Here is a 20176-nt window from a genome sequence, read left to right on the forward strand (position 1 = left end):
CCGATGTACAACCCGACGGTCGCGCGGCTCACCTGGCGCGCCCTCCTCGGCCGCCGCCGCGCGCTGATCCTGTGCGCGCTGCCGGCGCTGCTGCTCGTGGTGGCCGCCGCCGTACGCGCCATGAACGGCGCGGACGACGCGGTCACCAGCCAACTGCTGGGCGGCTTCGCGCTCGCCACCCTGGTGCCGCTGATCGGCGTGATCGCCGGAACCGGCGCCATCGGTCCGGAGATCGACGACGGCTCGGTCGTCTATCTGCTCGCCAAGCCGGTCGGCCGCACCTCGATCATCGTCACCAAGCTGCTCGTCGCCGCCGGGACGACCGCCGTCTTCGCGGCGGTGCCGGTCCTCGTCGCGGGCTTCGTCCTGAACGGCAACAGCCAGCAGCTCGCCGTCGCCTACGCGGTGGCCGCCGCGGTCGCCTCGCTCGCCTACAGCGCGCTGTTCCTGCTGCTGGGCACGGTCAGCAGGCACGCCGTCGTGATCGGCCTGGTGTACGCGCTGATCTGGGAGGCGCTCATCGGCAGTCTGGTGCCGGGTGCCAAGACGCTCAGCGTGCAGCAGTGGGCGCTCGCGCTCGCCGAGAAGGTCGCGGGCAGCGGTGCGGACGTCAGCTCGTCGGTGGCGGTGCCGACGGCGGTGGTGCTCCTGGCAGTCGTCACCGTGGGCGGCACCCTCTTCGCGGGGCAGAAGCTGCGGACCCTGACACTGGCCGGGGAGGAGTAGCGGGACGGCGGCCTGCCGGTGGGAGGAAGACGTTCCCACCGGCAGGCCGCCGCGGCCGACCGCTCCGCCGTGGGCGGCCGACCGCTCCGCAGCCCCGGGGCAACTCCCGCCGGGCCGGGGCCTTCAGCCAGCCGTTCCGCCGTCGCCGATCCTGCGGTCCCGGCCCGCGCCCAGGCCCAGCAGCACCAGTCCCCCGCACACACACAGCAGCAGCACGATCGGCACCGTCCAGCCGCCGGTCGCCTGGTGTACCGCGCCGAGCAGCAGCGGGCCCGCGGCGGCCAGCAGATAGCCCCACGTCTGCGCCATGCCGGACAGCCGCGCAGCGGTGTGCGCGTCCCCCGAGCGCAGCACCATCAGCGTGAGGGCCAGCCCGAGCGCACCGCCCTGGCCCAGGCCCAGCAGCGCCGCCCACACCCATGCGCCGGCCACCGGGGCGATCAGCAGTCCGGCGCTTCCGGCTGCCATGGACAGGGCAACCGCCGTGCACAGCAGCCGCTGCCGGCGCATCCGTCCGGCCAGCACGGGCACCACGAACGATCCGGCCATCTGCACCAGCGTGCTGAACGCGAAGACCAGGCCTGCGTTCGTCTCGTTCATCCCGTGGTCGGTGAACAGGGTCGGGAGCCAGGCGATGGTCACATAGGCGATGAGCGACTGCGACCCCATGAACAGGGTGATCTGCCAGGCCAGTACGGACCGGGTCAGCCGGGGACCGGCCACCTCCCGCGGCGTCGCGGCACCGGCCGCGGCGGGCGGTGCCGCGGTGGCGGCGGGGCGGCCGTGCGGTGTTCCGCGCCGGACGAGGAGGGCCTGGGGCAGCCATACGCAGGCCGCGAGCCCGGCCAGCAGCGCCCAGGAGACGAGCGAACCGCGCCAGCCGCCCAGGGCGCGCTCCAGCGGCACGGCAGCGGCAGCGGAGGCGGTCGCGCCGAGGATCATCGCCGTCGAGTAGAGGGCCGTCATCCCCGCGGCCTGCTCCGGGAAGTCCCGCTTGATCAGTCCGGGCATCAGGACGTTCAGCAGCGCGATGCCGGAGCCGACCACCGCGCACCCGAGGAAGAGTGTGGCCATCGGTGGCGCGATCCGCAGCGCTATGCCGCCCGTCAGCAGCACCAGCGCGCCGAACAGCACCGTCTCCGTGCCCCAGCGCCGGGCCAGCCCGGGTGCGAGCGGTGAGACGACCCCCATGAAGATCAGCGGGATGGTCGTCACCAGGCTGCTGACCGTGGCCGTCATGCCGAAGTCGTCGCTGATCTGCCCCAGCACGGGGGAGACCCCGGCCAGTGCGGCGCGCATGTTGAGCGAGGCGAGGACGATGCCGGCCAGCAGCAGCAGCGGATGGGAGCGCAATCTGCGGCGGGCCGCCGCCACGGCGGGCGCGGGTGCCGGATCCTCCTCCGCGTCGATCAGCTCGGCTGCCGGCAGCTCCTCGGTGCTGAGCCCTTTCTTCGGCGACGGTGGGTGCGGGGACGGGGACATGCGGGGTGGTGCCTTTCTCGACGGGCAGGTGGTGGCGCGGGGTGCCGGTGCTTCAGCCGGTGCCCCCGCCGGCTCCGGTGCCGGGTTCGGCGTCCGGACCGGCGCCGGGGTCGGTGCCGCTGTCCAGCAGCGCGTCCACGGCCTGCTTCGGTTTGGCGAGCAGCGACCTCGCGGCACGTTCGGCGGCCTCCGGGTCGCCGGTCCCGATGGCGTCCACGAGGTCGTGGTGGTCGGTCTCGTGGATGCGGGGCATGTGCCGGTCGTGCAGCGAGGCGACCAGCGCGTCCCGGACGGAGCTGCTGAACCAGCCGTAGGTCGCGCTCAGTGCCGCGTTGTGCGCGGCGTCGACGACCGCGACGTGGAACTCGATGTCGTGCTCCGCGTACAGCTCGTACTGCCCGTGTGCGGGCTGTCCGAGGGGGTCGCGGAAGGCGGCCTGCGCGGCGAGAGCGGCGCGCATCCGCTCCAGGTCTGCCGCGGTGTGGCGCAGGGCCGCCAGACGGGCGCCCTCGGCCTCCAGCGCGATCCGCAGCTCCAGTACGTCCCGTACGTCGGCGCGCTGCACCCCGCGGACGATCTCGCCGGGGTCGGCGGTGGCCACGACGAACGTGCCCTCGCCCTGCCGGGAGCGCAGCATTCCGGCGTGCACCAGCACCCGCACCGCTTCGCGGACGGTGTTGCGTCCCACCTGGAGCTGCTCGGCCAGCCTGTGTTCGGTGGGGATGCGCGCGCCCACCGGCCACTCGCCCGCCGCGAGCTGCGTGCGCAGCTCTGCGACGACGGTGTCCACCAGGGACTGCCGCCCCGCGGCCCGCAGTGTCATGGCTTCCGCTCCTTCGGCTTCCTCAAGCTATTCGCCCGGTTGCCCAGTCATCCTACAAGTGTGTTCGGCTGCTCCACGGGACTGTTGGACGAGACGCGCCTCACAACGATTGCGCGCACGTCAGCACCGAGTGGGGAGGCGGGAGCAGTGAGCAGGCAGTCGGAAGCAGGGACTGCTGCCGCCCACATGGCTCCGGACGCTCGCCGTGGTCGTTCTCGACTTCCGGTCGGGCGGTGACCCCGGCCCGGAACGACGAGCCGGGATCACCCCTTGTCCCACGACGTCACTCCTCTCGGACGTCTCTCCCGGTGTGCCGGCTCAGGACTCCGTGTGCGGCGCCGGGGGAGTCGATTGGGCACCCACGGCGCGTACGACAGCCCGCAACTCCCGGCGAACGCCCCGCATCTCCTCGCCCATGTCGGCGAGCCGCCGACTCAGCGCGCACACCACCTGCTCGGCGTGCTCCGCGCGCTGTTCGGTGTCCGCCGACCGGTGGTCCATGTGCTCGGCGCGCGCGGAGACACGGCCGATGACCGGTGCCAGCTCCCGCAGAACGGCGCCGAGTTCGGCACCGGTCGTCTCCAGGCTGTCGACCCTGCGGTCGAGCGATCCGTATCCGGCGGCCAGCGTCCGGACCGTCTGCCGCAACTCCCGCGTCGTCTGCCGCATGTCCTCCACCCCGGGGCGTGCACGAGCGCTCTCCTCGGCATCGAGGAGGTACGTACGGATCCGCTGCGCGATCACGCTGTCCCGCAGCAGCATCGCCACGTTGAGGACGGCGCGGCGGCTGAAGAGGGTGAGGCCACTACGGTGCTGTGGACGACCTTGCGCCTGCTCGGAGGGGACCGACACCTTGTCGGTCTGATATTCCCGCAGCTCAACGCTCCGGAGTACGGACATTCCGTTGCTGAGGAGCTCGTCGCGGTGCCGCTCGACGAGCTTTTCCACAGTCTTGAGGGGTACTTCGAAGTAGTCGGCCACATCCCGCGTGGTGGCCTGTGCACCACCTGTGGAAATCGCCAACGCCGCCACTCTGTCGAGGACTTCGACCCGGTGGGTCATACCGGAGCGCGCGCTGCGCGATTCCAGCAGGACGGATTCGGTGAACATGGCAGACCTTCCTGGGCTCTGGTCTCGGACACGTCTGGGAAACCCCGTTCACCTGGGGGTTGGTCAGGTGTCCGTATCCAGGAGCCAGGAGCGGAGGTCAGCTCATGTCTTCCCACGTACCGCACGACCGGCGGGAGGCCCCGCATCGGGCCGCATCCCCACCGGCTACCACCACTTCACAACTCTCGCCGCCGTCGCTCGCGCATCGCCTCCGCGCAAGAGGTACAACGATTCGACGGTCGCACAGTCACGCGATGCGGAGAGGCCGGGGACCCGACGCCCTCTCCGCACCTTCCCCGCCCCTCCGCACCCTCCGTGAGCTGCTCAACCGCGCCCGGCGAGCCGACCGATGCCCCGGAACAGCGCCTGCGGGTCGTACTCGGCCCGCAGCCGCTCCAGCCGTGCGGCCGTCTGGTCCCCGTGCACCGACCGGAGGGTGGCGGGCTCCTGCGGGCCGTAGAGGAAGTTGCCGTTCCGGGCCGGTGCCGGACCGGTCACCGGGGCCAGCACCCGCGCGTGCAGACTCCGCACCGCGCCGTCCCGGTCCGGCTCCGGCACCGGTGAGAGCACGTACACCAGATACCGCGCGTCCCGGTGGTCCACCGCGTTCGGTACCTCGGGCGGGCGGGAGAACGCGCCGCCCAGGTGCCGCACGCCCAGCACACACATCGCCGCGGCGGACGGACCCGCCTCGGCCAGCACGGCAGGCCGTGCGCCGTCGTCCAGCCCCGCCTCGCCCAGCAGGACGTTGGAGCTGCGGTAGGCGTGCGGCGTCTCCGGCTCGCTGAAGACCGTGGCGCATTCGGTGTACGGCCTCTCCCGCACCTCGTCCACCAGGAGCGCACCGATCTCCCGCAGCGGCCGGACCAACCGCTCACCCTCCTCCCGCGGTCCGGTGAAGGCGAGGTGCACCTGGGCGAGGTACCGCCCCCGCAGTGCCGCGGGAACCGCGGGCAGGTCCGGCATCGGCAGCAGCGTCACGGCAGAGGTGAGTGTGTCGGGGACCGACCAAGTCCACTCCTGCCATGTCCGCAACACCTCTTCCGCGACCTGACCGCCGTCGAACACCAGACGGCCGCCGAAGAACCGCTCCACGGGCACCAGCCCGAGCTCCAGCCCGGTCACCGCTCCCAGCCCGCCACCGCCGCCGCGCAGCCCCCAGAAGAGGTCCGGGCAGCGCTCCGCGGTCACGCGGCGCAGCCGGGCGTCGGCGGTCACCACGTCGAGCTGCCGCACCAGGTCAGCGGCGTAGCCGAACTCCCGCCCCAGCAGCCCGACCCCGCCGCCCAGCGCATAACCGACGACACCGACACCGGGAGCCGAACCGTTGACCGGCGCCAGGCCGTGCCGCGCCGCCTCCGCCACCAGGTCGCCCGCCCGGACCCCCGGCTCCACCCAGGCGCTGCGGGCCGCCGTGTCGATCCGGATCCCCGTCATGCGGCGCGTACCGACCAACACACCCTCGCGGGCCGCCGCGCGCAGTCCGTGCCCGGTCGCCTGCACGGCCAGCGGCATCCCCCGGCGCCGCGCGTGGTCCACCGCCGCCCGCACATCCTCCGGGGCGCGTGCCGCGACGAGCACGTCCGGACCGTGCCGGGCCCCGCTCTGGAAACCGGTGCGCTCCTGGTCGTACCCGGCGTCACCGGGGAGGAGCACGCTGCCGCGCACCGCGTCCCGCAGCGTCTCCAGCGCCTTCGTCCGCATCCTGTCCGTTCCTGGGTGCCTGCCGGCCGACCCGGCCGACCCGGCCCACCGGTCGCCCGGTTCCGTCTGTCGCTCCTGCATCCGTCCGGCCTCCCGCCCGACCCCGATCTACCGGTCCGCCGCGGCCGGCGCCCGCCACTCGGGGTCCCGGCCCAGCCACGCGGCCAGCTGCCCGTAGCCGTCGGCCTCCTCCGCGGCTTCCCGCAGGTCACCGAAGGGCAGCTGCTCCCGGCCCGCCGCCGGCACCGCCTGCCGGGCGACACCCAGCGCGAACCGTCCCACTTCCTCGTCCAGCGTTCCGCTCCAGCCGATCGCGCGGGCCAGGTCCCAGGTGTGGGCCGCGGTCTCCATCACCGACCCGGAGAGCGCCAGCCGGCCCGGCACCCGGCCCCAGGGCACCGTCACGACGGTCTCCATGAGCGCGTCGTCCGCCCAGGCCTCGAGCATGCGCGTGCGGCCGTCCTCGAAGAGTTGCGGCCACTGTCCGGCCGGTACACCGGCCGTCCACTCGGGCACGTCGGCACCCTTGCCGTCGCCGCCCCCGGGAACGGCGGAGATGCGCCGCGTGCCGCCGACGAGATGGCCCAGCAGGGAGCGCACGTCGTACTCGGTGCACGGCGTCGGTGCGTCGAGCTGCTCGGACCGGACGGCGGCGACCACCGTCGCCAACTGCGCGGTGGCGCGGGCGTACAGCGGGCGGGGGTCGGGCATCGCGGGTGTGCTGCTCACAGTTCTCTCCTGGTGGGTCGGGCTCCGCAGGGCGGAGCCGCGGCTTCGGCGGAGGAGAGTCTGCCGGGAAAACCTGACATGACCCGTCAACATTTTTCCGGCACTCTGGTGGGGTGAAATCCGACCGGCTGCTTGCCATCCTGCTGCTCCTCCAGACCCGCGGCCGTGTGCCCGCCGAGGAGCTGGCGGCGGAGCTGGAGGTCTCCGCACGCACCATCTACCGGGACATCGAGGCGCTGTCGGCGGCCGGGGTCCCGGTGTACGCGGAGCGCGGCCGGCACGGCGGCATCACGCTGCTGCCCGGCTACCGCACCGACGTGACCGGGCTGACGGCGGACGAGGCCCGCGCGCTGTTCGTGCTGGCCGCGCCGGGTCCGCACGCGGCACTCGGTCTCGACAGCGCGCTGGCGTCCGCGCTCCGCAAGGTGATGGCGGCGCTGCCCGCCCCGCACCGCCCGGCCGCCGACCTCACCAGCCGCCGCATCCTGGTCGACCCGGACCGGTGGCTGCCCGGCCCCCGTACCGAGGTGGAACTGGACGTGCTGCACACCGCGGTCTTCGGCGACCGCAGGCTGCGCATCCGCTATCGGCACAGCGGTGACAGCCGACCGCGCACCTACACCGTCGACCCGTACGGTCTCGTCAACAAGGCCGGTGTCTGGTATCTGGTCGCCGACCGTCGCGGCTCCCCCGCCCTCTTCCGCGCGGATCGGATCGCCGCCGCGACCGCGCTGGAGGACCCCGTGCGGCGGCGCGCGGGTGTCGAACTGGCGGACGTCTGGCACACGCTGCGGTGCCGGGTGGAGGAGCGGAGCCGGGACGTGCGGGTGACCGCGCGGGTGCACAGGTCCCGGCTGGGCATGTTCGCCCGGATCGTCGCGCCCGTCCTGGCCGCACCCCTCGGTACCGAGGCGGACGGCGACTCCGCGGGACCGGACGCGCGGGACGGCGGGAACGCGGGTGACAGAACGGACGGGGGAGACGGGGGGAACGAGGGGGATGAAGGGGACGAGGGGGACTGGGTCACCGCCCGTCTCGCGTTCTCCGCCCTCCCCGCCGTGTCGGTGCTCCTCCAGTTCGGCCCCTGGGTGCGGGTGGTCGATCCGCCCGAAGCCATCGAGGAACTGCTCCTCCGGGTCCGCGAGACGGCCGCGCTGTACGACCAGCAGCGCGGGGGCGCCCCGTCCGACGGCGCGCCCCCGCGGGCGGTGCCGGAGTTGCCCCCGGGGCCGCGCTGAGGCCGTCCGGCGCACCGTCCGGCGTGTGGCCTCCTACCGTTCCCTTCCCGTGCCCTGCTACGGCGTCGGGGAGTGCACCGGCTGCCGTGTGTCCGGCCCGGCCGCACCGTCCGGCCGGTGGTCCTGCTCCGGTGTCTCCGGCTGTCCGGCGCCGCTGCCGCCACCGGATCCGTGCTCGGCGGCCGCACGTCCGCGTACGCACAGCAGCACCGCGGCACCGGACGCCAGCGCCGCCGCGCCGCAGAGCAGGAAGATCCGGTCGAGCCCGGCGGCGAACGCCTCGCGGACCAGTTCCATCGGCACCCCGGTCTCCCGCGCGCGCCCGCCTCCCGCGGCCTCGGCCGCCTCCCGCGGCACGCCATGGCCGGTCAGCACCTCGCGCACCCGGCCGGCGAAGACGGTACCGAGCACGGCGACCCCGAGCGCGTAGCCCAATTGCCGGAAGGTGTTCACGGCGCCGCTGGCGATCCCGGCCCGCTCCGGCGGCAGGGCGCTCAGCGCGGCGGATATCAGCACCGGGACGGCCATGCCCACCCCGACGCCGATCAGCACACATCCGGGCAGCAGCACAGTCCAGGAGGACTCCGGCGCCACCGCGAGCTGGGACAGCACTCCCGCTCCGATCACCAGCACGCCGACGCCCAGCGGGTACTGCGGCCGCAGCCGCTGCAACCGGCCGCCGAAGAGGCTCGCGACCAGGAAGGAGAACCCGGCCATCGGAAGGATGGCCAGCCCCGCTTCCAGCGGGCTCATTCCCAGCACCGACTGCGCCCACAGCGCGCTGTAGATGAAGTGTGCGAACGCGGCGGCCTGCGTCAGCAGCGCGGTGGCCATCAGGACGGCGAACGACCGGTTCCGCAGCAGCGCCAGGTCCAGCAGCGGCTCCGGGCCCGCTGATGCGTCCCCCTGGGCTCCGTGTGCCCGCGCGGCGGAGCGGGCCCGCTCCACCAGGACGAAGGCGGCGCCGGTCAGCACCGAAACGGCCAGTGAGCCGGCGGCGCGCGGATCGCTCCATCCGGCGTCGCCGCCCCGCACCAGTCCGTACGTCAGCGTGCCCGCGCACAGCGTGAACAGCACGGCGCCCGCCCGGTCCACGCGCGCCCCTGGCCGGCGCGGCGCACGGGACTCCGGCACGGTGCGGAAAGTGATCCACAGGGCGATCAGCGTCAGCGGCACGTTGACGAAGAACACCGCGCGCCAGTCGACGTATTCGGTCAGCACTCCGCCCAGGGCCAGCCCGCAGCCGGCCGCGGCGCCGTTGACCGCGCCCCACACGCCGAAGGCGATGCCCCTGTCGCGCCCCTGGTAGATCGCGGTGATCAGCGGGGCGTTCGCCGCGAACACCGCCGCGGCGCCCACCCCCTGCACGGCGCGCGCGGCGATCAGCGTCCCGGCGTCCGGCGCGAGCCCGCACGCCAGCGAGGCGAGGGCGAAGAGCACCATACCGACGACGAAGACCCGGCGCCTGCCGTGCAGGTCGGACAGGGAGCCCGCCACCAGGAGCAGCGCGGCCAGGGCGACGGCGTAGACGTCCACCACCCACTGCAGGGAGGTGAACGAGGCGTCCAGCGAGGTCGCCATGCGGGGCAGTGCGGTGTTCACGATCGTCACATCGATCAGCAGCATGAAGCCGCCCAGGCAGAGGGCGGTCAGCGGCCACCATGAGCGGGCTCTGTTGTTCTCGTTCTCCATGCCGCCAGGCTCGGCCTGACCGTCTCTCGGGGCCCATTCACGGCCACGGAGTTGGCGGGATCCGACATCGGCTAGCGTTCAGACGGTGCGATCCGACATCAGCCGCCGCGGCAGCAAGCCCTCAGCCGGTCCTCCTCCCACCGCCGGAAAGGACAGAGAAGGCGGGAAATGGAGAAAAAGCGCAAGCGGCGGAACGGACGGGGATGCCGCGCCGCTGGACGACCTCGACCGGCGGATCGCGCACGCCCTGCAGCTCGACGGGCGGCTCGCCTTCTCGCGGATCGCCGAGGTGCTCGGCGTCTCCGACCAGACGATCGCCCGCCGCTGGGCGCGGCTGCGCGCCGACCGGAGCATGCGCGTCCTGGGACTCACGGAGCCCGCCGTGCTGGGCGAGACCGTCTGGCTGGTCCGTGTCTCCACGACCCCGGACGCGGCCGTCCCGCTGGCGGAGGCGCTGGCGCGCCGCACGGACACCACCTGGGTGGCGATGATGGCGGGCGGCACCGAGGTCAGCGCTGTCGCGCGAGCCGGCTCCGACTGGACACCCGAGGGCGGCGGCGAGGCGCTGCTGCTGCGCGAACTGCCGCGCACCCCGCGCGTGCTGGCCGTGCACGCCTACTGCCAGCTCCACCAGTTCTTCGGGGGTGCCGAGGGACTGATCCTCAAGTCCGGGATGCTCTCGCCCGACCAGGTGGCACAGCTCGCCCCGCCGCCGCCCACCCCGCCCGAGGAGCCGGTCCGGCTCACCGCGGACGACCGCACGCTGCTCACCCGGCTGGCCCACGACGGCCGCACCCCGGTGGCCGAACTGGCTTCGGCCACCGGCTGGTCGCCGTCCGCGGTGCGACGGCGCATGGCGGAACTGCGCGGCTGCGGAGCGCTCTACTTCGACGTCGAGTACGGGCCGCGCGTCTTCGGCCAGGGGCTGCGGGCAGCGGTGTGGCTCTCCGTACCGCCCGCCCGGCTGCACGCCACGGGGGAGGCACTGGCCGCGCACGAGGAGGTGGCGTTCGCGTGCGCCACCACCGGTGCGGCGAACCTGTTCCTGACGGTCGTCTGCCGGGACACCGCGGAGCTCTACGCGTACCTGACAGGTCCGGTCGCCCGGCTCTCGGGGGTGCAGAACGTCGAGACCTACCCGGTGGTGCGCAGCCTGAAGGGGCCGGGACCCTTCCCGCAGAGCCGGATCCGCGGCACACGGGCCGGGCCGGATCCGAACCGGGCGCCTTGAGGCGCGCCGTCGGCGACCTGGCCGGCCCGGCGGAGGGTCGGCGGCGCGACGTGGTCGGCCGTCCGCCGCGTCCCGAGACCGACGTCGGGTGACGAGGCCGAGGCCGGCCCCGAGGCTGACGTCGGCCCCCGAGACCGACTCCCGCTACGCGGCCAGCCGCTCCAGCACCCGGGCGATGCCGTCCTGGTCGTTGGAGGCGGTCACCTCGTCGGCGACGGCCAGCAGTTCCTCGTGGCCGTTCTCCATGGCGACACCGCGCCCCGCCCAGGCGAACATGGGGATGTCGTTGGGCATGTCGCCGAAGGCGAGGGTCTCGGCCGCGCGGACCTTGAGCCGGCGGGCCGCCAGCGCGAGCCCCTTGGCCTTGCTGAGGCCCAGCGGGAGCAGTTCCACGATGCCCTCACCGGCCATGACCACGCCCACCAGATCGCCGACGGCGGCCCGTGCGGCCTTCACCAACTCGTCGTCGCCGAGCTGCGGATGCTGGATGTAGAGCTTGTTGAGCGGCTTCCGCCAGACGGTCTCGCGGTCCTCGAAGGGAACGTAGGGCAGCGGACCGTCGTGGACCCGGTACCCGGGCCCGGCCAGCACCTCGCCGTCCAGGCCGTCCCGGGAGGCGGCCACCGCGACGGTGCCCACCTCCTTCTCCAGCAGGGTGAGGGCCTGTTCGGCGACCCGCCTGTCGAGGGTGACGGAGGTCAGCAGCCGGCCCGAGCCCGCGTCGTACACCTGTGACCCCTGTGCGCACACCGCCAGTCCGCGGTGGCCGAGGTCCGCCAGGATCTGCTTCGTCCACGGCACGGCCCGGCCGGTGACGACGATGTGTGCGGCACCCCGCGCGGTGGCGGCGTCGAGGGCGGCCCGGGTGCGCTCCGAGACGGTGTCGTCGGAGCGCAGCAGGGTGCCGTCGAGATCGGTGGCGATCAGACGGTAGGGGAAGGCGGGCGGGCCGGAAGGCGCGGCGGGCGGCGTGCTCACCTGGCGACCGGCTCCAGTGCGCTGCGGCCACCCAGATACGGCCGCAGCACCGGCGGGATCCACACCGAGCCGTCCTCCTGCTGGTGGTTCTCCAGCAGCGCGACGATGGTGCGGGGTACCGCGCACAGGGTGCCGTTCAGTGTCGCCAGCGGCCGGACGGTCTTGCCGTCCCGCATCCGGACCGCGAGCCGGCGGGACTGGAACTCGGTGCAGTCCGAGGTGGAGGTCAGCTCGCGGTACTTGCCCTGGGTGGGGATCCACGCCTCGCAGTCGAACTTGCGGGCCGCCGAGGAGCCCAGGTCGCCGGTGGCCACATCGATCACCTGGAACGGCAGCTCCAGGGACGAGAGCCACTGCTTCTCCCACTGCAGCAGCCTGCGGTGCTCCTCCTGGGAGTCCTCCGGCGCGACGTAGGAGAACATCTCCACCTTGTCGAACTGGTGGACGCGGAAGATGCCGCGGGTGTCCTTGCCGTACGAGCCCGCCTCGCGGCGGAAGCAGGGCGAGAAGGCGGCGTAGCGCAGCGGCAGTCGGTCGGCCTCGACGATCTCGTCCATGTGGTAGCCGGCCAGCGCGACCTCGGAGGTCCCGACGAGGTACAGGTCGTCCTTGTCCAGGTGGTAGACGTCCTGCGCGGCCTGGCCGAGGAAGCCGGTGCCGTCCATGGCCTGCTGCTTGACCAGCGCCGGTGTCAGCATCGGGGTGAAGCCGGCCTCGGTCGCCTGGGCGATCGCCGCGTTGACCAGGGCCAGCTCCAGCAGGGCGCCGACGCCGGTGAGGAAGTAGAAGCGCGAGCCCGACACCTTGGCGCCGCGCTCGACGTCGATGGCGCCGAGTTTCTGGCCCAGTTCCAGGTGGTCCTTGGGTTCGAAGCCCTCGGCCGCGAAGTCGCGGGGCGTCCCGAGGGTCTCCAGGACGGTGAAGTCCTCCTCGCCGCCGACCGGGACGTCGGGGTGCACCAGGTTGCTGAGCCGGCGCAGCAGCCGCTGGGTCTCCTCCGCGGCCTCGTCCTTCTCCGCGTCGGCGGCCTTCACCGCGCCGGCCAGTTCCCCGGCGCGGCGCAGCAGTTCGTCCTTCTCCTCGCCCGCGGCCTTCGGGATGAGCTTGCCGAGCTGCTTCTGCTCGGAGCGGAGTTCGTCGAAGCGGACACTGGAGGACCTGCGCCGCTCGTCGGCGGAGAGCACCGCGTCGACGAGGTCGACGTCCTCTCCACGGGCGCGCTGGGAGGCGCGCGCACGGTCGGGGTCCTCACGGAGCAGGCGAAGGTCAATCACCCCGCCAGGGTACCGGTGGCCTCCGGTGCCGCTCGATTCGACATCCCTTTGATGCGGTTTGCCCGAATTGAGGTTTTTGGTATTCCGGGAGAATGCCGCTCCTCGGGGATTTCCGTTCTTCCGATTCTCCGGTTCTCCTGCTTTACGCCTTCCGCTCGGGGGTGGATCCGCGTGTGCGCCGCGCCGGGGATCCCGTGGACTGAGGGCGCTCGCGGGGGAGTTGAGCGGAGCCTCCGGGTGCACTTATCCACAGCTGGGGAGGGTGGCGGCCGAGTTTTCCACAGGGGTGGAAGAGGGGCTGTGGAAATGAGAGCGTTCCGTTCCGGCGCCTGTGCGATCAGCGCGGAATTCCCGGGGTAAACCCGAAATGCCCACTCAATCGAGGGGGAATAGCTCACTCCAAAGAGTTGATCAAGGGAATTGTAGTGACGCGGTGCGAGGTGCTCCCTGTGGAGGGGGATGCGGTCTGTATGCCGTTTTGTCGACTGCGTCCGTTTTTTCTGTCGACTTGTACACAGGTCGCCCTCCACCCCTGTGGATAACTTCGCGGGGCCTGTGTACGGCGCCTCCCGGCCTCCGGGCGGCGCCCCGGCGCCGCTCGGCCCCGTCAGCTCGGCCCGTCCGCGCCCGCTCCCGTGCGCCCGGCCCCGTCCGTCCTGTCCGGTCAGTCCCGCCCGTCCAGGCACCGCGACAGCCAGTCGGCCGCCGCCACGAAGTCCTCGTCCGCGGTACCCGAGCGCACCGTGGGCGGCTGTCGGTCGGCGCGCGGGTACGAACCCAGGAAGCGCACCGCTCGGCACGAGCGCCGCAGCCCCATCAGCACGTCGCCCACCCGGCGGTCCTGCACATGGCCCTCGGAGTCGATCTGGAAGCAGTACTGCCCGATGCCCTCGCCCGTGGGCCGCGACTCGATCCGCATCATGTTGACGCCGCGCGAGGCGTACTCGTGCAGCACCTCCAGCAGCGCGCCGGGCTGGTCCCCGCGCAGCCAGAAGACCACCGAGGTCTTGTCGGCGCCCGTCGGCGCCGCCGGGCGCCCGGGCGGCCCCAGCAGCACGAACCGGGTCGTCGCGTTCTCCGCGTCGTGGATGTCGGTGACCAGCGGCTCCAGACCGTAGGTCGCGGCGGCGAACTCGCCCGCGAACGCGGCGTCGTACCGGCCCTCCTGCACCAGCCGGGCGCCGTCCGCGTTGGAGGCCGCCGATTCCCACACGGCGTCCGGCAGCTGCGCCGCGAGCCAGTTGCGCACCTGCGGCTGGGCGACCGGATGGCCGGTGACGGTCTTGACCTCCGCCAGGGGCGTGCCGGGCCGTACCAGCAGTGCGAAGGCGATCGGCAGCAGCACCTCGCGGTAGATCATCAGCCGGCTGCCGCCCGCCAGCTCGTCCAGGGTGGCCGTGACGCCGCCCTCCACCGAGTTCTCGATCGGTACGAACGCCGCTTGGGCCTCCCCGTTCCGCACGGGGTCCAGGGCAGCCGGAACCGACACCATGGGAGTGAGCTGGCGGGTGGCTGCTTCCGGCAGGGTGTGCAGCGCGGCCTCGGTGAAGGTGCCCTCGGGGCCGAGGTACGTATAGCGGCTCGCAGATGACATACCGCCACGGTAGTCCGGTCCACAGGGCACCGGGTGCCGATCTCAGCCCTCGAGCAGCCGCTGGCCCACGTACTCGCCCTTGCCCGGGCCTCCCGGCACCGCGAACAGGGCACTCGCCTCGTGCCGCAGGAACCGCGACAGCGCGTCCCCCCGGTCGAGCTTCCGTTGCACCGGCACGAAGCCGCGCAGCGGATCGGCCTGCCAGGCCACGAACAGCAGCCCGGCGTCCGGCGCCCCGTCGCCGCGGAACCCGTCGTGGAAGGAGAAGGAGCGGCGCAGCATCGCCGCTCCCCCGTTGCTCTCCGGGGCCGTCACCCGGATGTGCGCGTCCGCGGCGATCAGCGGCTGTCCGTCCGGTCCGCGCTTGTCCAGATCGGGCTCGGTCCGCTCATGGCCGCCGGAGAGCGGGGCCCCGTCGGACTTGCGCCGCCCGATGACCTGCTCCTGCTCGCCGAGCGAGTGGGAGTCCCACGCGTCCAGCAGCATCCGGATCCGCCGCTGCACCACGTACGAGCCCCCGGCCATCCAGGAGTCACCCGCGGCCGGTACGAAGATCCGCTCGGCGAAGTCCTTCTCCTCGGGGCGGGGATTGTTGGTCCCGTCGACCTGCCCCATCAGGTTGCGCATCGTGCGGGGCTGCTCGGTCGCACCCGGAGAGCGGTTGAAACCGGACATCTGCCAGCGCACCCGTGCCGTGTCCGCCGCCTCGCGCTGCAGGGCCCGCAGCGCGTGGAAGGCCACCAGCGCGTCGTCCGCACCGATCTGCACCCACAGGTCCCCGTCCGAGCGCTTCTTGTCCAGCGCGTCCGCCGAGAAGTCCGGCAGCGGTGCGAGCTGCGCCGGCAGCCGGTCGGTGAGCCCGGTACGGGAGAAGAACGTACGGCCGAATCCGAAGGTGACCGTCAGCGAGGCCGGACCGGCGTCCAGCGCGATCCCGGTGTCCCGCTCGCCGTCCTGCGGCGGTTCGCCGCCCATCATCCGGCGGGCCGCCTCCGACCAGCGGCGCAGCAGCGCCGCGGCCTGCTTGCGGCCGGCCCGGGGTGCGAGGTCGAAGGCCAGCAGATGGCCGTGCGCCTGGGCCGGGGCCACGATCCCGGCCTGGTGCGTGCCGTGGAAGGACACGGCCGTGGAGCCCAGCGAGGACAGGGCCGCGGGCGGCGCGTCCTGGGCCGCCGAGTGGGCCCAGGCGCCGCCCGCGGCGCCCGCTGCCAGCCCGGCGGCGCCCGCCGCGGAGGCGGTGCCCAGCAGCCGCCGACGGGTGATCCGCCCGCTCTGCCGGGTCTCGCGGCCCTGTCCGCCGGCCGGGCCGTCGCCGTCGGCGCTGCCGTCCGGCGTGCCCGCTGCTTCGGGCGTGCGCTGCGTGGGAGGAGTCCTACGGGTGTTCTGAGTGCTCATGTCGTCGCTCGGTTCCGGCTCAGCCGATGGTGGCGGTCGTGGTCTTGGTGACCTGGTCGATGTCGGAGGTGCGGACGGTGACCGCGACCTTCCATTTTCCAGCCATGGGCAACTGGAGCCCCCTGGCTCTCCAGTGCCCCTTCTCCCGCCCGACCGGTTCGAGCGGAACGGACAGCGGGCCGAGGTCCCGCGCGGGCAGCGTGAAGGCGATCTTCACCTCGGCCGCCTCGACGGGCTTGCCGCTGGGCGCGGTGGTGCGCAGCTCCAGGGTGTTCCCGCCGCGGGTGCCCGGGGAGATCTCCAGCGCGGCCCGCCCCTTCCCGCCCGGGCCGCCGGTGTCGAACGGGACCTCCACATCCACCGGCCCGCCGGGGTCCCGCGCCGCCTCGGCCGCACGCACCTGCTCCTCGGTGCGGCCCGGCTCGGTGCCGGTCAGGACCGTGGTGACGGCGAGCAGCACCACGGCCAGGGCCGCCTCGGCCAGCACCGAGCGGCGCAGCCCGCTGCGCCCCGGATCGGCCTCCCGCTCCCGGCGCTGCCGGGCGGCGTCGGCCGCGGCCCGCTGGCGGGCCAACTGGGCGGCCCGGACGGGGTCGCGGGGGGCGCTCTCCTGCGGCTGCGCGGGGCGGCCGCCCTCCGGAGAGGGGGCGCCGCGCGTCCGCGGTGTGCCGTCGGCACCCGGTGCGGAGGTCCGGACAGCGGCACGTTCGGGGGAGCGACCGTGCGGGACGGCTGCCGTCGCGCCGGCGGTGGTCCCCTGGCTCCCGGAGGCGGCGTTCGGGGGTGCCGGGGCGGGCCGCTCCGGGAGTTCGGTCAACCGGGTCGTCCACCGCCGGGAGAACCAGGCGATCGCCAGCACGGCGCCCACCAGCAGGACTTTCACCACCAGCAGCTGCCCGTACGAGGTGTCCGTCAGCGCCCTCCAGGAGCCCACCTGACGCCACGACTGGTACAGCCCCGTCCCCGCCAGCACCACGACGCAGCCGAACGCCAGCCGCGAGAACCGCCGCACCTCCGTGCCCGTGGGCGAGGGCCCCCGGCGCAGCAGGCAGCACAGCGCGGCCAGACCGCCCAGCCACAGGGCGACGGCGAGCAGATGCAGCACGTCCACGGGCACCGCCAGCCCGGTCTGGATACCGGTGGAGGCGTGTTCGGCCAGCGCCCAGGTCGCCGCGAGACCGGCGGCCAGCAGAGCACCGCCGGCGGACAGTCCCCAGTGCAGGTCCCGCCGCTGCCGCACGGCCGCGCCGTCCCCGGACGCGGCTGTGCCGTCCCGGGGTGCGGCTTCGGATTCTCCGGCCTTCCGCGGCAGGACGGCTGCACCCTCCTGCGGGACTTCCTCCCGTTCATCCCCTTCGTCGTCGGATGCCCGCTGCCGCGCGTACACGCCGAAGAGCACCGAGGTGAACAGTGCGCCCGCCGCGAGCAGCAGCAGCCGGGAGACCAGCGCTGCTCCCGGCTTGGTGGCGACCACGTCCTTGAGCCCGCCCAGGTCGAGGACGTCCGCGAACCGGCCCGAACCGGTGTAGGGCCCGCGCAGCAGCAGCAGCGCCAGCGTCGACGCCGCCAGGAGGCTCCAGCCGGTCGTCACCAGCCGCTGCACCGCGCGCGAGGACGCGGCCCGCGGCGCGCACAGCAGCACGAAGGCGGCCCCGCCGATCAGCAGGACGTAGCCCGCGTAGGCGGCGTACCGTCCGATGCCGTAGAGGGCGCCCACGGTCCCGCCGCCCGCGTTCTCGTCCTGCTGCGGGACTTTCGCGCTCGTCTCGGACGGCTTGCCGATCGAGAAGGTGAAGGCGCCCGAGACCGGGTGGCTGTCAGCGGAGACGGCCTGCCAGGCGACGGTGTAGGTGCCCTGGTCCAGCCCCGGGTCGAGCCCGACCGTGCGCCGCACCGTGCCGCTCGTACCGGTGTCGCGGACCGTCCCGGTGTCGACCCGCGCACCGCGCGGGTCCAGGACGCGGATGGCGCCGTCCGACATGGCCACGCCCTCGGAGAAGTCGAGCGTGACCTGCCGGGGCGCGTCGTCCACCACGGCGCCCTCCGCGGGATCGCTGCCCGTCAGCGCGGCGTGCGCCGCAGCCGGGCCCGCCAGTGCCAGCACGCCCAGCAGCGCGGCGGTGAGCGCGGCCAGAGCCGACAGGGTGCGGACGGCGGTGCGGGAGGTGGTGCGGAGGGAGCCTGGGACGGTGGACGACACGCCTGCGAACCTCACTTCCGGTGTGTGTAGTTCGTCGCCTCGACGGGTGCCTTGACCGTGACCGCGCCGGACCGCTGGAAGTGCAGCACGAAGGTGACCGTCTGGCCCTTCGTCGGCTTGCGCTCCAGATCCATCAGCATCAGATGGTTGCCGCCGCGCCTCAGTTCGAGTTCGCCGTGTGCGGGCACGGGCAGCGACTTCACCCGCTGCATCTGCTGGTCGACGGTCTCGTGCAGTTCGACCGTGCCCGCCACGTCGCTGGAGACCGACGTCAGCTTGTCGGCGCTGTCGCCGCTGTTGCGTATGGTCAGGAAGCCTCCGGCCATCTCCTCGGTCGGCGGCTGCGGCACATAGGCGCCGCTGACCTTCAGCTCCGGACGGCCGTCCCCCTTCCCTTCGTCCTTCCCGTCCCCGCCGTCGGAGGAGCAGCCGGTCAGGGCGAGCGCGAACACCGCGCCCAGAGCCAGGGCGGGGAGCGGGCGGCGTGCGGCGGTCACGGGTTCTTCCCCTCGATCAGCTTGGGCAGGTCCTTCTCGAGGACGTCCGGGCCGGAATTGCCCTCCGTGTAGAGGACGTGCGCCTTGTCGTCCTCGGGGGAGAAGGCGAGCACCTGGGCGCCGTGCGTGGAGACGACGTCGCCGTTCTTCTTCTTGTACGAGGGCGCGATGCTGACGCCCACACTGCGGGCGCCGGCCTGGATGGTGTCGAAGTCGCCGGTGAGCCCGATGAAGGACGGGTCCTGGCCGTCCAGCCACTTCCGGAGCTCCTCGGGGGTGTCCCGCTTCGGATCGCTGGTGACGAAGACGACCCGCAGCTTCTTCTGCTGCTCCTCGGGCAGCTTGGACTTGGCCACGGAGATGTTGCTCATGGTCAGCGGGCAGATGTCCGGGCAGTGCGTGTAACCGAAGTAGAGCAGCGTGGGGCGGCCCTTCGTCTTCTCGATCAGGTCGTAGCTCTTGCCGTGTGTGTCGGTGAGCGTCAGATCGGGCTTGCTGAAGGGCTGGTCGAGGACCGTGCCGCCCTTGTGCTGCTGCTTCTCGACCGTCGCGGGTTTGTCTGCGGCGCTGCCGCCGCCGTCGTCGGAGCCGCAGCCCGCCAGGGCGAGCCCGGCGGCCGCGACCAGTGCCGCGGCCGTTCTCTTGGTGCGCATAGTGCTTGTCCGCATCGTGCAGTAGGGATCGTGCAGGGCCGGGGTGGTGCGGGCGGCGGCCGGCGCCGCCCGCACCACCGCGGGGGAAGGTACGGGCCGGGGTCAGGCGGTACGGCGGCGACCCGCCAGGACGCCGAAGGCGACGCCGGCGACGCCGACGACGATGCCCACCGTGCCGAGGACGCGCGCGGTGGTGTCGGAGCCGGAGCCGGAGTCGTCCTCGGGAGCTGCCGCGGCCTTTCCGGCGGCCTTGGCGTCGTCCGCCGAGTCGTCCGCGTCCGTGCCGGACTCCTCGGCCGCCGTCAGCTTCAGCACCGGCGCCGGGTGCTCGGGCTCCGCCGCGCCCTCCTTCGGCTCCTCGATCCAGCGCACGACATCGTCGTCGTCATAGGTCTGCAGCGCCTTGAACACCAGGCGGTCCGCGTCCTTCGGAAGCTGCCCCATGGAGACGGGGAACTGCTGGAACTCGCCCGGCTCGACCTTTCCGCCGCTCCAGGTGACCTTCGAGACGGCCTCGGTGACCTTCTCGCCGTGCATCGTGATCGGCTTGTCCAGCTTCTTCTTCTCGACCTTGACGTCCCAGCCGGGTACCGGCTGCGGCATCACGGACGTCAACGGGTGGTCCGCCGGGAAGTTGACCTCCAGCTCGACGGTGGACGCGTCGTCCTTCTCGTTCGGCACCTTGAAGTTGACGGTGCTGTAGCCGCCCTTGGCGGCCTCCTGCGGGTCGACGCCGACATGCGCCGACGCGGGCCCGGCGACCAGCAGGACGGTTCCGGCGGCGAGCGCGCAGACGGTTGCGGCGCGACGGTTCGCGATCTTCATGAAATGAGCTCCTGAGTGGCACAGG

General features: G+C 73.1%; 17 protein-coding genes. 3 read left to right on the forward strand and 14 right to left on the reverse strand.

Annotation, left to right across the window (positions count from 1 at the left end):
• Positions 1 to 3 precede the first annotated feature (3 nt).
• Complete coding sequence (locus ACFYMO_RS12590) at positions 4 to 726, forward strand: ABC transporter permease subunit (RefSeq protein ID WP_366772684.1); 723 nt, start codon at positions 4 to 6, stop codon at positions 724 to 726.
• A gap of 123 nt (positions 727 to 849) precedes the next feature.
• Here ACFYMO_RS12590 and ACFYMO_RS12595 read toward each other — a convergent pair whose 3' ends face one another.
• From ACFYMO_RS12595 to ACFYMO_RS12615, 5 genes are all read right to left on the reverse strand, one after another.
• Positions 850 to 2208 carry a CynX/NimT family MFS transporter gene (locus ACFYMO_RS12595; protein WP_388546016.1) on the reverse strand — a complete coding sequence of 453 codons (1359 nt, stop codon included), beginning with the start codon at positions 2206 to 2208 and terminating at the stop codon, positions 850 to 852.
• Positions 2209 to 2260: 52 nt separating this feature from the next.
• Complete coding sequence (locus tag ACFYMO_RS12600) at positions 2261 to 3031, reverse strand: FadR/GntR family transcriptional regulator (RefSeq protein ID WP_366772686.1); 771 nt, start codon at positions 3029 to 3031, stop codon at positions 2261 to 2263.
• A 318-nt stretch (positions 3032 to 3349) separates the two neighbouring features.
• Complete coding sequence (locus ACFYMO_RS12605; RefSeq protein ID WP_388546019.1) at positions 3350 to 4141, reverse strand: hypothetical protein; 792 nt, start codon at positions 4139 to 4141, stop codon at positions 3350 to 3352.
• A 324-nt stretch (positions 4142 to 4465) separates the two neighbouring features.
• Positions 4466 to 5845: an FAD-binding oxidoreductase gene (locus tag ACFYMO_RS12610; protein WP_388546022.1), complete on the reverse strand. Its 1380-nt coding sequence runs from the start codon at positions 5843 to 5845 to the stop codon at positions 4466 to 4468.
• 108 nt (positions 5846 to 5953) lie between these two features.
• Positions 5954 to 6574 (reverse strand): TIGR03086 family metal-binding protein, encoded by a 621-nt coding sequence (locus ACFYMO_RS12615; RefSeq protein WP_366772690.1) that lies wholly within the window; start codon positions 6572 to 6574, stop codon positions 5954 to 5956.
• A gap of 113 nt (positions 6575 to 6687) precedes the next feature.
• Between ACFYMO_RS12615 and ACFYMO_RS12620 the strand changes: the two genes are divergently transcribed.
• Positions 6688 to 7812, forward strand: coding sequence for a helix-turn-helix transcriptional regulator (locus ACFYMO_RS12620; protein WP_388546025.1), 1125 nt, complete (start codon positions 6688 to 6690; stop codon positions 7810 to 7812).
• Between the two features lie 57 nt (positions 7813 to 7869).
• Here ACFYMO_RS12620 and ACFYMO_RS12625 read toward each other — a convergent pair whose 3' ends face one another.
• Positions 7870 to 9504 (reverse strand): MFS transporter, encoded by a 1635-nt coding sequence (locus tag ACFYMO_RS12625; protein WP_366772692.1) that lies wholly within the window; start codon positions 9502 to 9504, stop codon positions 7870 to 7872.
• Between the two features lie 85 nt (positions 9505 to 9589).
• On the opposite strand from ACFYMO_RS12625, the gene ACFYMO_RS12630 reads away from it, so the two are divergent.
• Positions 9590 to 10735 (forward strand): AsnC family transcriptional regulator, encoded by a 1146-nt coding sequence (locus ACFYMO_RS12630; RefSeq protein ID WP_366772693.1) that lies wholly within the window; start codon positions 9590 to 9592, stop codon positions 10733 to 10735.
• 144 nt (positions 10736 to 10879) lie between these two features.
• On the opposite strand, the gene ACFYMO_RS12635 is transcribed toward ACFYMO_RS12630, so the two are convergent.
• The 8 genes from ACFYMO_RS12635 to ACFYMO_RS12670 all read right to left on the reverse strand — a co-directional run bounded on the left by ACFYMO_RS12635 (position 10880) and on the right by ACFYMO_RS12670 (position 20151).
• Positions 10880 to 11713, reverse strand: coding sequence for an HAD family hydrolase (locus tag ACFYMO_RS12635; RefSeq protein WP_366772694.1), 834 nt, complete (start codon positions 11711 to 11713; stop codon positions 10880 to 10882).
• Positions 11710 to 12987 (reverse strand): serine--tRNA ligase, encoded by a 1278-nt coding sequence (serS, locus tag ACFYMO_RS12640; protein ID WP_366772695.1) that lies wholly within the window; start codon positions 12985 to 12987, stop codon positions 11710 to 11712. The genes ACFYMO_RS12635 and serS overlap by 4 nt, the downstream gene beginning before the upstream one ends.
• A 664-nt stretch (positions 12988 to 13651) precedes the next feature.
• Entirely contained in the window at positions 13652 to 14581 is a 930-nt protein-coding gene (gene pheA, locus ACFYMO_RS12645; protein WP_276476227.1) for a prephenate dehydratase, read from the reverse strand.
• A gap of 42 nt (positions 14582 to 14623) precedes the next feature.
• Positions 14624 to 15976 carry an iron uptake transporter deferrochelatase/peroxidase subunit gene (gene efeB / locus ACFYMO_RS12650; protein WP_366772696.1) on the reverse strand — a complete coding sequence of 451 codons (1353 nt, stop codon included), beginning with the start codon at positions 15974 to 15976 and terminating at the stop codon, positions 14624 to 14626.
• Between the two features lie 19 nt (positions 15977 to 15995).
• On the reverse strand, positions 15996 to 18176 hold the full coding sequence (locus ACFYMO_RS12655; RefSeq protein ID WP_366772697.1) for a copper resistance protein CopC: 2181 nt from the start codon (positions 18174 to 18176) through the stop codon (positions 15996 to 15998).
• Positions 18177 to 18187: 11 nt separating this feature from the next.
• Positions 18188 to 18673, reverse strand: a complete 486-nt coding sequence (locus ACFYMO_RS12660; RefSeq protein ID WP_366772698.1) for a copper chaperone PCu(A)C — start codon at positions 18671 to 18673, stop codon at positions 18188 to 18190.
• Positions 18670 to 19326, reverse strand: a complete 657-nt coding sequence (locus ACFYMO_RS12665; RefSeq protein WP_366772699.1) for an SCO family protein — start codon at positions 19324 to 19326, stop codon at positions 18670 to 18672. The genes ACFYMO_RS12660 and ACFYMO_RS12665 overlap by 4 nt, the downstream gene beginning before the upstream one ends.
• Before the next feature lie 102 nt (positions 19327 to 19428).
• Positions 19429 to 20151, reverse strand: coding sequence for a YcnI family protein (locus ACFYMO_RS12670; RefSeq protein WP_366774940.1), 723 nt, complete (start codon positions 20149 to 20151; stop codon positions 19429 to 19431).
• Positions 20152 to 20176 lie beyond the last annotated feature (25 nt).

Origin of the sequence: Streptomyces sp. NPDC007025 (genome assembly GCF_042869455.1) — a bacterium.
GTDB lineage: Bacteria > Actinomycetota > Actinomycetes > Streptomycetales > Streptomycetaceae > Streptomyces.